This window comes from Gallibacterium trehalosifermentans (genome assembly GCF_042433055.1).
Classification (GTDB): Bacteria; Pseudomonadota; Gammaproteobacteria; order Enterobacterales; family Pasteurellaceae; genus Gallibacterium; species Gallibacterium trehalosifermentans.
The window spans coordinates 59,231-73,953 of record NZ_JBHLWB010000010.1 but is presented as its reverse complement, the minus strand read 5'-3'; the positions used below and the strand labels follow the sequence as shown (position 1 = coordinate 73,953).

Sequence of the window (14,723 nt, the reverse complement as noted above, 5' to 3'; positions counted from 1 at the left end):
TCTTGGATGAGGCTTGAATTAGGTCAAGCACCAACCAGAATTGTTGATTAAAAAATCAAGGTTGTAGATTATAGAGATAACCTACAACATTGTAAAGCGGATTATAAACTGCTTTGATCAACTTCAACGCCAGCGCCCATAGTAGTAGAGATGCTTACTTTCTTAATATAAACACCTTTCGCTGTAGTTGGTTTTGCTTTAGTTAATGCAGCTAATAACGCTTGTAAGTTTTCTTTGATTTGATCTGCTTCAAAGTTTACTTTACCGATAGTGGTATGGATAATACCATTTTTATCATTACGGTAACGAACCTGACCAGATTTTGCATTCTTCACTGCTTCCGCAACGTTTGGTGTTACCGTTCCCACTTTCGGGTTTGGCATTAAGCCACGTGGTCCAAGGATTTGACCTAATTGACCAACAACGCGCATTGCATCTGGAGATGCGATAACAACATCAAAGTTCATTTCACCTTTTTTCACTTGCTCTGCAAGATCTTCCATGCCCACTAAATCTGCACCAGCTTCTTTAGCCGCTTCAGCATTAGCTCCTTGAGTAAACACCGCAACACGTACGCTACGACCAGTACCGTGTGGTAATACAGTTGCACCACGAACGTTTTGGTCAGATTTACGTGCATCAATTCCTAAGTTTACTGCAACATCAACACTTTCAACGAATTTTGCAGTTGCTAACTCTTTTAATAAAGCAACAGCTTCATTGATTTCATATGCTTTAGTTGAATCTACTTTGGCTTTAATTGCTTTCATGCGTTTGGTTAGTTTTGCCATTGATTAGTCCTCCACTACCAAGCCCATTGAACGTGCAGTACCTTCAATAGATTTCATTTTTTCTTCAACTGTTGCACCAGTCATATCAGCCGCTTTAAGTTCTGCAATTTCGCGGACTTGTTGACGAGTTACTTTACCCACTTTGTCTTTGTTTGGTTTACCAGAACCAGACTTAATACCCGCAGCTTTTTTCAATAATACTGCTGCTGGTGGAGTTTTAGTAATGAACGTAAAAGAACGGTCTGCATATACAGTAATTACAACTGGAATTGGTAAACCTTTTTCTAAGCTCTCAGTACGAGCGTTAAATGCTTTACAGAATTCCATGATGTTAACACCTTGTTGACCCAATGCTGGACCAACTGGTGGACTTGGGTTTGCCATACCAGCTGCAACTTGCAACTTAACGTAGGCCTGAACTTTTTTTGCCATAGTTTATTTCCTCGTTTTGGGTAATAACGCCTTTCGGCTCCCCGTTGTTAACAACACTAATAGCATAGTGCATGACATAAAAATACGAGCAAGTAATTCTTGCTCGTATTTTCCATAATTATACAGTTCTACTATTTACTTTCAAGTATTTCATAATAATTTACTTTCTATTTCCACATTCGAATACTGCACCTAGAGCAGAATAATCTTTGATAGCCTCATACTCATTCATATGATGACAAGCTCCTGTAGGAGAAAAACAAGTTGCTTTTTCTTGCATAACCCTCAATACAACTCTTTTTCTTGTATTATCTGCAATTTCAGCAGCATTATTACGTAAATCATTAAGGGCACCTTCTCTTGCCTCAGATAAATTTGGCGCTCTCATTCTATGGTGTGAATCTCTATACCCATCTCTACCCTCAACTTCACCTAAAAATTGACAGCCAAAAGGAATAGATCTAACCGTCGCAATACCTTTTGCATTTTGATTTAATTGCTTTGGGGAAAAAGGTGCAAATCGAACACACCCTGTTAATATAAAAGATAATAGAATGGATAATATAATATATTTTTTCATCTAAACCTCACTTAAAAAATAAATATTTTATGATATAGTTTAGTTTCTAGTTATAACAAATCCACCAACTCTTAGTATTAAAATGTAAACTTCAGGTATATGTATGGAAGTGTATAAAACAATTAGAACAATGCGAGATATTAATCAACTTACTCAAGAAGATATGGCTGAAAAATTAGGAATTTCTGTTAATGCTTATTCAAAATTAGAGCGAGGTATTTCAAAAATTAGCTTAGAAAAGCTAGAACAAATAGCTCATATATTTAATATCAATATATCTGAATTATTTTCTGCAAAAGAAAAAGGCTTTTTTTGTCTTTTTAGCGAAAATAGTCAGAATAACTCAAATTATTATGCGAATAACGATGTAGTAGTAAGCGAAAACGAAAAACTCAAACTTATCATCGCTCATAAAGATGAACTACTGAAACAAAAAGAGAAAGAAATCCAGAAATTGGAAGAGATTGTTGCGTTATTAAAAGATAAATTAGCTCAATAAAAAAGTGGCTTTTGCCACTTTTTTATTGTTATCGACAATCATTAAATTGTTTTTTCAACTTGACTAAAATCTAACTCAACTGGCGTTGCACGCCCAAAGATAGATACCGATACTTTTAAGCGGCTCTTTTCATAATCCACTTCTTCCACAGTACCATTGAAGTCTGCAAATGGACCTTCTTTAACTCGCACTTCTTCACCCGGTTGAAACACTGTTTTCGGTCTTGGCTTATCACTATTTTGTTCTAAGCGATTTAAGATCATTTCCGCTTCGCGATTAGAAATTGGTGCTGGATTATCTGGTGTTCCACCAATAAACCCCATTACACGTGGTACGCTACGCACTAAATGCCATGTATCATCATTCATTGCCATTTGTACTAATACGTAACCTGGGAAAAATTTTCTTTCACTTTTTCTGCGTTTTCCACCAACGTTTTCTACCACTTCTTCAGTTGGGACTAGCACTTCACCAAATTGATCTTCCATATTGTGCAGTTTGATGTATTCACGCAATACTGTGGCAACACGTGATTCAAAGCCTGAAAAAGCTTGTAATACATACCAACGTTTTTGCATTGTATTCTCACTCATAATTAGAACCTCAAGTTGGTAATAAAGTTAATTAACGATACGATTAAAGAATCTAGCCCCCATAAAATTAATGAAACCACCACAGTTACCCCCATAACAACTAAGGTTGTTTGCGTGGATTCTTGACGAGTAGGCCAAATAATTTTTCTTAATTCAATACGAGATTCTTTAAAAAATGTTCTTGCCGATGTTCCTTGATTAGTCATTGCTGCGATTAATAGGGCAACTAATAATAAAACTACCATCGCTGGAATACGAACAAACGATGCGAATTGATCACGAAAATAAATATTACCTACCGCCGCAACTAATACTAACACTATAGCAATAACCCATAATGTGCTATTAAGACCTTTTGCTTTAAGTCCCTCTTCTGGCGATGTTTTCTTTTTCTCAATTTCTAAACTCATTATGAACCTACATAAACCTAATAAATAAACCTATAGGGAGATTTTTAAGCTCGCAATTCTAGCACTATATCACTCGATTTCATACAAAAATTATTTGAATATACAAATTTTGCGCAAAAGCGCAGTCATAATATGATGTTACTGCTTAAATTACTGGTTTTCTACGATAAAAAAACAATCCTGGTGAAGCTAATCCAAAAACAATTGCGGCTAAAATAAATCCTGTTTTAATAAAAAACTCTAATGCTTGAGCCAGTAACGCTTCACTGTATCCATAATGAGCAATTTGCACAATCGCAATCATCGCTTTATACGCATAAACACCAGGAATCATTGGAATAATCGCTGCAACAGTAAACACTTTTGGGTGTGCTAAAAATCGTTGTGCTAAATATACGCCAATAAATCCAATTAAAACGGCAGAAAAAAATGTCGAGAAAACTAATGACACATGACAATAACTTACTAAAATAGTACGAAAACAATGACCTAATGCACCTAATGAAGCACAATATTTCAACGCTTTTGGCGGCACATTAAAAATTAAGGCAAATCCCACGGCAGGAATCGCTGCAAAAAAGAGGTCATTTAATAACGTTAATACAACATTCATTCTTTAACTCCAAGCATTAATATGTAATATAGTTAACGCAAACACGATACCAATGCACGCTCCAAATGTTAAAACGGTTGCGATTGCCCAACGTCCTAGCCCCATATTGACATAGCCTTTCAACATATCTGATAGCGAGTTTATTAAAGGAAAGCCAGGTACAAGCAGTAATACACTTGATGCTAACGCAATTTCTGGTTCATTTCCCCAACTGTGTAATAATGCTTGCCCTGATATACAAGACGCAATAAAGGCTGTAATGGCAAAATTAATCATAGGGTTATAATGTCGCTTAGCTAACTCCTGTCGAACAAACATTCCTATCCCAGATGCTAGGAAGGTGATTAATGATATTACAACATCGCCACCCGCTAACCTCGCAAAGCTCGCGCAGGATAAGCCAACCATCAATACAACAAACCAACGGTTATACTTAACTGTTTTTATATTATTAAGTTTTTTCTTAACTTGATGAATTCCATAGATTTTATGCTCTGTCGCAATAACAATTCTCTGTACTTGAGTAATCACAGCCATATTAATACCACTATCATAATTACGGCGTGTCGTCGTAATACAATGATCATTATGGCGTGTCGTTATCACAATCGCATTTGGTGTAAATGCTGCCTCAACACTTTCCACACCTAATGCTATACCTAATCGACAAGCCACTTGATCAACTAGTGTACTTTCTGCGCCATGTTGTAACATCAATAACGCTGCTGTAGCGCATAAACGGGTTATCTCTTGCTGATTTTCATGTGATAATTCAGGCATAGTTTTATCCTATAAATATGAAGCAATTATTATAGAAGAAAGTGCTATTCCTCATTCAGAACATAGATCAAATATTCTCCACAAAAAGCCCTCAGATAACGATTAAACTTAATCCAATATGTTAGCTTCGTTGATCATTACGTTACCCTTTAGAACGATACGAATAGACTATGATTTTTCAATGTTTAGTGTTACCTTAAACGCTTTCAATTTCATCATAAAAATTACTATGAAAACTATTGTTTTAAAATTTGGCACAAGCGTCTTGACGCAAGGATCATCAAAGCTGAATCGCCCACATATGTTGGAAATTGTGCGCCAATGTGCCGCACTGCATCAACAAGGCTATCGAATTATTATTGTTACTTCTGGTGCGGTTGCTGCTGGTCGTCATTATTTAAATTATCCTCAACTCCCCGCAACCATTGCGTCTAAGCAGTTACTGGCTGCAGTTGGGCAAAGCCAATTAATTCAAACATGGGAACAACTTTTTCAAATTTATGATATTAAAATTGGGCAAATTTTATTAACCCGTGCTGACTTTGAAGATCGTGAACGTTTCTTAAATGCACGTGATACCTTGATGGCATTACTTGATAATCAAATTATTCCTGTCATTAATGAAAATGATGCGGTCGCTACTGCAGAAATTAAGGTTGGCGATAACGATAATTTATCCGCTCTGACGGCTATTTTAGCTCATGCTGATCAACTCTATTTGCTTACAGATCAACAAGGTTTATATGATTGCGATCCAAGAAATAATCCTGATGCAAAACTGATTTCTGTAGTCGATAAAATTACTGATCACACGCGTGCGATTGCAGGTGGAAGTATTTCTGGATTAGGTACTGGTGGAATGTCCACCAAAATTACCGCTGCCGATATTGCCACTCGCTCTGGAATTGAAACGATTATCGCGGCTGGGGGGAGAAAAAATGTGATTGCCGATCTCGCCAATGGCGCCATGATTGGTACAAAATTTACTGTCCCTACTCATGCGATTGACAGTCGAAAACAATGGTTATTTGCCGCCCCTATTGCAGGCAAAATTACGGTTGATTCAGGTGCAGAAAATGCGTTAATCGTACAACATAAATCATTACTACCAGCAGGAATGAAAGAAATTGAGGGTACATTCTCTCGTGGCGAAGTCGTATTATTACAAAATATGAGTGGTAAAGCCCTCGCTCGTGGTATGGTACGGTATAACAGCGATGCCTTACAACGCATTCAAGGACAACAGTCCCAAAAAATTAACGATATCCTCGGATATGAATATGGTTCTGTTGCGATTCATTGTGATGATCTCGTTTTATTATAGGAACACGTTATGACAGATTTACAACAATTAGGACTGCAAGCTAAGCAAGCTTCATTTCGTCTTGCCGAACTCTCTCATCAACAAAAAAATGCCGTATTATTACGTATTGCCGAGCAATTAAAACATCATCAAGCAGAAATCTTGGCGGCTAATGCGCTCGACATTCAACAAGCAGAACAACAAGGATTAAGTCCTGCACTTATTGACCGATTATTACTTACTGAACAACGGCTTGATAGTATTATTCATGAAGTCAAACATATTGTTTCCTTAGCTGATCCTGTTGGTAATCTGATTGATGGTACTGAGTTAGATAGTGGAATCAAAATTGAACGAAAACGTGTGCCACTTGGCGTCATTGGTGTGATTTATGAAGCGCGCCCTAATGTTACCGTCGATGTCGCATGTTTGTGTTTAAAAACAGGAAATGCGGCTATTTTGCGCGGAGGAAAAGAAACACAACACACCAACCAAATCCTCGTTAAAATTATTCAACAAGCGTTAATTGCTGAGCAATTACCTGCTTCGGCTATTCAAGCCATTACCAATCCAGATCGTCAACTCATTACCCAATTACTTAAACTCGATCAGTATGTTGATATGATTATTCCTCGTGGTGGGGCAGCATTACATCAACTTTGCAAAGAACAATCGACCATTCCTGTGATTGTCGGTGGGATTGGGGTATGTCATCTGTTTGTTGAAGCATCTGCTGATATAACCAAATCATTGCGAGTCATTCATAATGCCAAAACCCAACGTCCAAGCACCTGCAATACATTGGAAACACTACTTGTACAAGAAAGCATTGCAGAAAAATTCTTAGCGGAGCTTGCCCAATATAACCAACAACCCGCTATTACTTTCCATGCGGATCCGCAAGCGTTTTCAATTCTCAATCAATATACTGATCGCGTAAAACCATTAATGGACGAAACCCTCAGTCAAGAGTGGCTCTCTCTGGATCTTAATGTCGTTATTGTGAAAGATATTAATCAGGCTATTGCACATATCCGCCATTATGGCAGCCAGCATTCAGATGGCATTTTGAGTCAAAATCCACAATTATTAATGCAATTTGCCCAACAAGTCGATTCTGCCGCAGTTTATCTCAATGCAAGTACACGATTTACTGACGGTGGCGAATTTGGTTTAGGTGCTGAAGTTGCAGTAAGCACACAAAAACTGCACGCTCGTGGTCCAATGGGATTAGAAGCACTTACTACTTATAAGTGGATCTGCTCTGGTGATTATGCGGTGAGGAAATAGCTGGCGCTGTTGATATTTGATAGTTGTAACTGGAGAGACGAGTTATAGCTAATCTCAGACGGCTAATAAAGTCATATTCATTAATTTTTGGTTTATTTTTTCACTCACATTGAGATTTAGGTTTTGCCCTAAAGGGCGACCCACTTTTTTTTGCGCGTGTAAAGAAAAGTGGGCAAAAACAAAAAGCATTGCTTTTTGAGCGCAGCTTGCAGCGACCCGAAGGGTGAACAAGTGAGCTGAGCGAACTTGTGAATAATACACGCCCTAGTGCCTTGCTATTTCCTCATTTCGTCAAGATTGTTCAGGCGGCAAAAAACTGATATTTTTCTTCGCACAACTCAGAAAAATTAGACGTTTTTTGCCTAAAAATCTTTTCTGCTTTCAGGCAAGGCACAAGGGAACCCATTGAATATTTCTTAAATCTAGAGCTGTCAACAACCTAAGACAGCTATAAACTAGTATCGACTAACTAACATCTCTAGAAAAATAAAACCATTCTGCTTTAACAAACAGAATGATTTTAATATCACACAATATTCACCTCTTCCTTATAGAATGGTTGAATAATCAGATGATTCTGCGTTGGATATTTAAACTCTTTTAACGTTAATGCTTGATCAATAATACTTTGCTCCCGAACATCAGACCAAGTAATCTGATCATCACTGTCAATCTCAGCTACTTTTAACGTTTGGTTATTCCACCCATATAACTTGTCTTGAGCTTTATCAAAATCTAACAGGGTACTACGCATCGCAGCTAAATTTGTAAATCCTGTTGGATCAGTATCAATAATAAAACTATCAGAACCCGTACCACCAGTAACTTGATCACCTACGTTAAACATTAACCAGTCATCACCATCACCACCCTCTAAGCGACTTCCCTCTTTCAAACTGATAATCTTATCATTGCCTGCATTCCCCACTAAGAAACTGGTATATTGACTATTTCCCACTAACGTGTCATTACCCAATCCAGCAAACACATTTTCAATTTGTGTTTCATCGCTAATCGTTACTGTCTTACCTAAAATATTCATATAGGCAGAAGTATTGGCATTATTAAGATTTACCACCACATCTGTTCGCATCGCTGAGGCAAGAATACTATCATTTCCGCCATTCGTATCATTCAGCGTTAACATTTTTGCCTGCGTTGCTTCATCGGCTAAATTATCAAATGTTTTGACAAATTCATCGGTGTAAACATAGCGATCATCAACAACATCTCCCGTTCCAAAGAAGCTTAATTGAACATTTTTAATCGTTGTATCAACACTCACATCTACCTTATGCTCAAATGAGATCGTCCAAGTCCCTTTCGCATTTTCGCCCCAGAAACGCTTGGTCATCATACTTAAATCACCATTAATTGCGCTATCTTTTGTTCCGTTAGCAATAATACTTTCCGTACCTTCAGGAGAAACCATCACAATCTTTAAATTACGAAATGCCTGATCTTTAATATTTATTCTTGCTTGTACGGCTTCTAACGTAACATCATCTGTCATCTCAAACGTGAATGAAGTTTTGGTATTTGCAGAACGACTCAATGTTTTGACTGTTTTATCAACTTCTGAAGTACGTTTCCACCAACTCGCTGGCTGATTTGGTGCATTTTTCACATCTTTAAAAACGCTTGCCTCGTATCCGCCTCTTAACCAGTCTCGTCCCAACAATACTGAGCCATAAACATCAATAATACCAAAGCCAACATCACTAGAGAAATGCATTCCCGCACCATTTAAACTTTTCCCTTTATTTAGGCTAAACAATTTAAATGGATTATTTTTGGGGTGGTAAGTTGCAGTATGCGCAATAATCTGTTGCACATCTCGGAAACCTAATTGCTCATTTGCTTGCAACATTAATCCTATCGCTCCCGCTACAGCTGGAGCCGAAAAACTTGTTCCATCATTCCCCGGAGAAGCAATATGTATAGCTTCTCCAGGACTAGAAAAGTATCTTATTTCTCCACTACTACGATCTATTGATGCCACAGCAATCATCGTTGGTGATTTAGTTGATTCAGTAATTGCCGTATTCGTTCCATCTCGTCGTTTATTACTCGCACTAACGGTCCAAATAGTCCCTAAACCATTTCGTCCTGTTTCCACACTATTTTTATACCACTCTGTACCATCAATATAATTGGAAACCACACTCATATTGATAATGTCGGCTTGATCGCTGGTAGGACTTTGCCAACTGAGTCGAGAATCATAAGCAACACCAGTAAATTCCCCATTCATAATACCGCCAATATATTGCATGACCTCTCGACTATGATCGGTCGGTAAAGAGGTTCCCTCCGCAACATTAGCTTTATCAAAACGATCCCCTAGTGGAAGATTACCTGTACTCTCATGAGTACTAATTCGAATCCCTTTCCCACTAAGACCTGCAATACCATCGTTCCAAGCATCTAAATAGTGAGTAAAATTATTTATATCTTCTACTCTACCTAATGTTGTGATCCAAGGAGCTATATAAGTATCGATTGAGGCTTTACTAATATCTTGCCAATTCCCCTCTTGCTGTTGTTGATAAGTTGCCGTTAAAAGATAACTGCCTTTATCCTGTTTAGTCGAAATCAGTTTTAATACGGCTAAATCTGTGCCATTAACCAGCCAACTCCCATCACTTTGTTTCACTCCAACAGAAAGCGATACGGAATCAGGCATACCGCTAATCTTTACCCGCCATGTATTTGACGTTAACACAAAAGTCGGATCTCTTAAATCAAGATTTACTGTGCTACCCGCTCTAAACTCAAGATGCGAAGTAATTGGTTCTGGTACTGTGTTATTACCAATATTTAACGCTAATGTCGATTGATTTTTGTTTGCGTTACCAACCTTGTCAGTAAAACTCTCTCTCGCAACAAAGATTAAGGCTTTTTCTGGTACAGCACTCTGATCCGCCGTAAATGTTGCGGTACGGGTACTTCCTTCACCTGCTAGGTTAGAGAGTGTTCCACCGCGTACTTGTACATTTTCTAGGGAAAAACGATCACCTAGATCTTCACTAAATGTAAACGTAACAGTAGTAGTTGATCCCGCTGAGTTTTCTCCAGATAATTCTGTCTGATCTGCCGTAATAGAAATAATTTCAGGGTGAATGGTATCTAGCAACACAGGGATTTGCCCTAACACTTGATCGCCTGACTTTAATACTGCTTGCGTAATACCTTGCTGTTCAATCGGCCCTTGCTTACCAAAAAAGGAGTCTAGATCATAAAAAGAAACAGACCAACGTCCTTGTCCATCTGCTTGAATGGCTTTGCTCGCTTTATTTCCCCATTGCAGAATTAACGATTGATTAGGTGCCACTCTACCAGAGAAAAGTACGCCATTATGCAATTCAGCTGCATTAACTTCTCTTTGCGTTGTTAGTGATTCGTCAGTTAAGGAAATTTTTGTTTCTCTAAATGCTGTTTCCGCAACCCAATTTTCACCTTGTTGGGTTTCTAAACGCCATTTAACGGCGTGTGTGCCACTACTGATAGTATTTAACGTAGCTTGCCAACTGACTTGATCACCAGCGAGTTGTGCTACTGCATAAAAATCATTACCGACATAAACAGCGATACGTTGATTTTCTCCCAACGGCGTACTCAATCGCCCTTTCGCAATAATGCTACTCGCAGAAGATAACTTAACATTATCAAATACACTTGCAGGATCGCCCTCAATCCATAATGAGCTATTATCTATGTCAAGGTAACGGTAACTTCCCTCGGCTTTGTCTAAAATCTGCGCAGTATATCGGTTATAGATTTCCGCTTTAAAGCGATGAATACCCGCATTCAAATTAGCCACTTGATACTGCCAGATCGCATCGCCACCACCACTATATGAAACCGTCGCATACCCCATAAATTGATCACCTTGGTAGACTTTAATTTCTTCTCCCGGTGCTAAGGCTTTTGTCAATTTCCCAGTTAAAATCGGTGTCGCATCATCACGTAGCTGCCCTTCGATACTAATATCTTGCTTCACACCAAAATCATCTTGCACATCTAAAGTTATTTCCGCATTAGAAGGTATTGCAATCTCAATTTGAGTTGTACTTAATGGCTGAATTTCACCATTAGCTTTTATCACTTTTAAATAAAGATTTTGCATTCCTAGCGGTAGTGCTTGTGTAAGTGTCGAAGTCCAGTTAGTGCCATCTACACTTACTTCGTCTAATGATTCACCATTACTATTCGTTAGGATTAAACGTTCTCCCGTAGCTAATGGTCGGCTAATCGTACCTTTTACTGTCGGTGTTGTATCATCGGTGTACCACATAGGTTCAGCAGCATACATATTGAAATATTTTGTATTTCCTCTAAAGGTCTGCCCTGAAATTTGCCCTATTTCAGTAACATTTGGCATCTGTCGCAATACATTGACATCTATCGTACCGCCAATAGCCTCTTTACTCAAAAAAATAGTACTACCATTCAAACGCCCATCATATCTATCACGCGCGACAATCTCGACTCGGGTTACTGGCATCATTTCCCCAAGATCAATTTGTACCCATGGATTTTGTGAGTAATTTTTTTCTTTAAAGGTGCCATTATTATTATCATGGAAAACAGCTAATTCAGCTTGCGAAAAATTCCCTTGCCACTGTCCATTTGGCGAGACCAATTTACATTTGACCAAACACGGATTTCAGCCAAACTAAACACCGATGTATTTGCTAAGCTCGGATCAATACGTAAAGTAACATAACGTCCAACGTTATCCCCCTCAACGAGATGGCTATCTGAATTCACATTCTGAATATATCCTTGAATATCCTCATTGAGTGAGGTTACTGTCATATTATTTGGTTTTAAACCAATTCCGATATTCACTTGATGTTGATTCGCCGAAAGGAGAATTTTTGCCGTATTCCCATTGTGCGTATCCACTATATCCGAGTCTTTACTTTCATCGCCGCCAACGTTAGAGGCAGTAAAATTAAGTCCATTACGTCCACCAGAACGGATAATATAGTAACCAAAATCTTTGGTTTCAAAACGATAATTACCCTCTGCGTCCGTTACAGTTTCCATAACCTTACGTTTATTAGAATCCAACAACTCAACGCTAATACCCTCGATACCGCTTTCATTTGCATCTTGAATACCATTCGCATTGGCATCTAACCACACTTTACCGACTAAGCTTGCCGTTGGTCTCTCGGTAATTGCCATGGCATTGATCTGATCTTTTACTTGCCCTGAATAGAGGGAAAAAGCTTCGGTTTCCCCTGCTGTAATCGCAAGATGACTCTCACTACGCTCTTGATCGACAAAATGTTGCCCCGTTTCTAATCCTTTTCTAGCAAAAGCAACTTTATATTCTCCCGGTCTTACACTGAAAGAATATTGCCCACGCTCATCTGTTGTCGTTGTGGCAACAACTTCTCCCTGCGTATTGAGTAACTGAACTGTTAAATCTGTAAGCAGATTATCCTCACTGGTTAATTGCTGATCACGGTTTTCATCATACCAAGCCGTTCCTGAAACGGTTGCCAGTTGATAAGTTGCTACATTTACTCGGCTAGTTTGCTGTACATTTACTTGTACAGGATAAGTATTGCTATCACTATAATGAGCGCCATTCGCTAATTCACCAAAGACAACTTTATATTGCCCTTGATCGATGTCCGCAAAACGATAATTACCACTTTTATCCGTTTGTGTCGTGGCGACTATGCTGTTATCCGCTTTTAATAGACGAACCGTAACATTCTCTATCCCTTTTTCTGAGCCATCTGGCTGCCCACTGAAGTTATAATCATCAAATAATTTCCCTTCCACTGCACCAGGAACAAATTTCACACCTGCATTAATCGTAAATCTCGCACGGGCGCTATTGTTAATCGTAATACTTTGTCCAGATACATTCGCTAACTGAGAGTCTCCACCAACAAAAAATGTCATATTTGCTGGCAAACTTGTCCGATCAAACTGCAAATAGTAATCACCTACCGCAACATTTTTCACTTGAAAGGTATAACGCCCCTGATTATTGGTAAAAACTTCATCTATTGTTTCATGTCTATGGTTTTTTAATACAACTTTAGCTCGTTGGAAAACACCTTCATTTCTGGCTCTTTTCATATCATTATTTTGATCAAACCATAACGTGCCACTTATAAAGAATGTTTCCACAATATTCACATTGATATCTTCAGTGGTACCATCTACTGTTTTAATCGTAATAATATCTTGTAATGATTGATTTACGCCCAGTGCCTTAACTGAGGGATTATTGCTATCTAGGCGATAAACCCAGCGCCCATTATCTTCTAGCGTTAAGGTTCCATAACGCCCAGTATAATCACCTGCTGAAAAGGCATTTTGCCCATGATCTGGATCGAGAATAGTTAGTTGCCCTGACTGGCTGCCGCTGTTGTCATTTTGCTTATACACTAAACCATCAGTCTGTCCAGCAATTTTAGCCACATCATTTTTACCAGCTACGGTGATCGTAATCTCTTGCGTTGCTTTACCATTGGCTGACTGCACCGTAAATTTTTCTACCGCACTTTCACTATCGATTAATGCTTGTACATTTGCATTACTATCATCACGTTGATATGTCCAACTGCCATCAGGTTGAATAGTTAATTGACCACCTAGATCACCTGACACTTTTTCCACTTGCGGAGAAAATGGTACAGGACTTTCCAATTTCCCTGTAATCGTTGTCGTCGCTTCATCTTCTGTTGTGGTACCTGCTAGCTCACCAGAAATCTCAATAATTTCCTCGTCTTCTACTTCATTTATCTCATCAGACTTATCTACAATCTGATTAGATTTACTTACTACTTCATCGTTATCTTGCTTAGATTTACTTGTTTTACTAAATAACCACGTGAGCGCACCGATCGATGTTGCAATGCCACCTGCTAGGTAAGAAAAGGGTTTAGAAATAAGACCTGCATAATGAGATGGGGCAATAGTTTCTATTTGCTGTGAAACAATTAATTCCGTTGAGCCTAATGCTTCTGAAGTATTTGGTGCAACAGTATAGTTATAAAAAACGCCCTTTTCGCTGATTGAAACAAAGGTAATTTCTTCATTTTGATAAGGTGTTAAGATCAATCTCGTGTCTAAATTAACGAGATCATCATGAATTAATATTTCAAGATTTTCATTATTTAATGAAAAGTTAACCTTAGAAGAGATATCGCCAGTTACTCCCTCCACCTCAATTTTCGTACCTTTATTCGGATCCAGTAACTGTACTTTTCCTTGTTCAACAGTATATTTAACTTTATGTTGTGGATTAGATGAAAAATATTGGCTAATCAGCATGATAAAAACCTTTTTTTATTTTAATACGCATAGAAATATTATTTTTATACGTTAAAGCAAAAATAAATAATCTTTAAAGATAAGATAATATTTATAGAATATTTTAAATAAAAAATAGCTGCTA

12 protein-coding genes are annotated in these 14,723 nt (G+C 38.1%); 3 read left to right on the top strand and 9 right to left on the bottom strand.

Annotation, left to right across the window (positions count from 1 at the left end; translation table 11 throughout):
- Positions 1 to 101: 101 nt before the first annotated feature.
- The 3 genes from rplA to ACFFHK_RS09415 form a co-directional block, all read right to left on the bottom strand.
- Positions 102 to 791, bottom strand: coding sequence for a 50S ribosomal protein L1 (gene rplA, locus ACFFHK_RS09425; RefSeq protein WP_382371815.1), 690 nt, complete (start codon positions 789 to 791; stop codon positions 102 to 104).
- Positions 792 to 794: 3 nt separating this feature from the next.
- The gene (gene rplK, locus ACFFHK_RS09420; protein WP_382371813.1) at positions 795 to 1,223 is read right to left on the bottom strand and encodes a 50S ribosomal protein L11; all 429 of its coding nucleotides are present in this window, start codon (positions 1,221 to 1,223) and stop codon (positions 795 to 797) included.
- 160 nt (positions 1,224 to 1,383) lie between these two features.
- Positions 1,384 to 1,803 (bottom strand): DUF4156 domain-containing protein, encoded by a 420-nt coding sequence (locus tag ACFFHK_RS09415; protein ID WP_382371811.1) that lies wholly within the window; start codon positions 1,801 to 1,803, stop codon positions 1,384 to 1,386.
- A gap of 103 nt (positions 1,804 to 1,906) precedes the next feature.
- On the opposite strand from ACFFHK_RS09415, the gene ACFFHK_RS09410 reads away from it, so the two are divergent.
- Entirely contained in the window at positions 1,907 to 2,302 is a 396-nt protein-coding gene (locus ACFFHK_RS09410) for a helix-turn-helix domain-containing protein (RefSeq protein ID WP_382371809.1), read from the top strand.
- Between the two features lie 41 nt (positions 2,303 to 2,343).
- Here the strand turns inward: ACFFHK_RS09410 and nusG are convergent, their stop codons facing one another.
- The 4 genes from nusG to ACFFHK_RS09390 form a co-directional block, all read right to left on the bottom strand.
- Positions 2,344 to 2,895, bottom strand: coding sequence for a transcription termination/antitermination protein NusG (gene nusG, locus ACFFHK_RS09405; protein WP_382371807.1), 552 nt, complete (start codon positions 2,893 to 2,895; stop codon positions 2,344 to 2,346).
- Positions 2,896 to 2,897: 2 nt separating this feature from the next.
- Complete coding sequence (gene secE / locus ACFFHK_RS09400) at positions 2,898 to 3,305, bottom strand: preprotein translocase subunit SecE (RefSeq protein WP_382371805.1); 408 nt, start codon at positions 3,303 to 3,305, stop codon at positions 2,898 to 2,900.
- A 145-nt stretch (positions 3,306 to 3,450) separates the two neighbouring features.
- Complete coding sequence (locus ACFFHK_RS09395) at positions 3,451 to 3,918, bottom strand: threonine/serine exporter family protein (RefSeq protein ID WP_382371803.1); 468 nt, start codon at positions 3,916 to 3,918, stop codon at positions 3,451 to 3,453.
- A gap of 3 nt (positions 3,919 to 3,921) precedes the next feature.
- Positions 3,922 to 4,698 carry a threonine/serine exporter family protein gene (locus ACFFHK_RS09390; RefSeq protein WP_382371801.1) on the bottom strand — a complete coding sequence of 259 codons (777 nt, stop codon included), beginning with the start codon at positions 4,696 to 4,698 and terminating at the stop codon, positions 3,922 to 3,924.
- Positions 4,699 to 4,927: 229 nt separating this feature from the next.
- Between ACFFHK_RS09390 and proB the strand changes: the two genes are divergently transcribed.
- Entirely contained in the window at positions 4,928 to 6,022 is a 1,095-nt protein-coding gene (gene proB / locus ACFFHK_RS09385) for a glutamate 5-kinase (RefSeq protein ID WP_382371799.1), read from the top strand.
- Between the two features lie 9 nt (positions 6,023 to 6,031).
- A complete protein-coding gene (gene proA, locus ACFFHK_RS09380) occupies positions 6,032 to 7,291 on the top strand; it encodes a glutamate-5-semialdehyde dehydrogenase (RefSeq protein WP_382371797.1) in 1,260 nt (419 codons plus the stop codon).
- 526 nt (positions 7,292 to 7,817) lie between these two features.
- Here proA and ACFFHK_RS09375 read toward each other — a convergent pair.
- Both ACFFHK_RS09375 and ACFFHK_RS09370 read right to left on the bottom strand, forming a co-directional pair.
- Positions 7,818 to 11,951 (bottom strand): S8 family serine peptidase, encoded by a 4,134-nt coding sequence (locus ACFFHK_RS09375; protein ID WP_382371796.1) that lies wholly within the window; start codon positions 11,949 to 11,951, stop codon positions 7,818 to 7,820.
- The gene (locus ACFFHK_RS09370; RefSeq protein WP_382371794.1) at positions 11,885 to 14,599 is read right to left on the bottom strand and encodes an SdrD B-like domain-containing protein; all 2,715 of its coding nucleotides are present in this window, start codon (positions 14,597 to 14,599) and stop codon (positions 11,885 to 11,887) included. The genes ACFFHK_RS09375 and ACFFHK_RS09370 overlap by 67 nt, the downstream gene beginning before the upstream one ends.
- Positions 14,600 to 14,723: the final 124 nt, after the last annotated feature.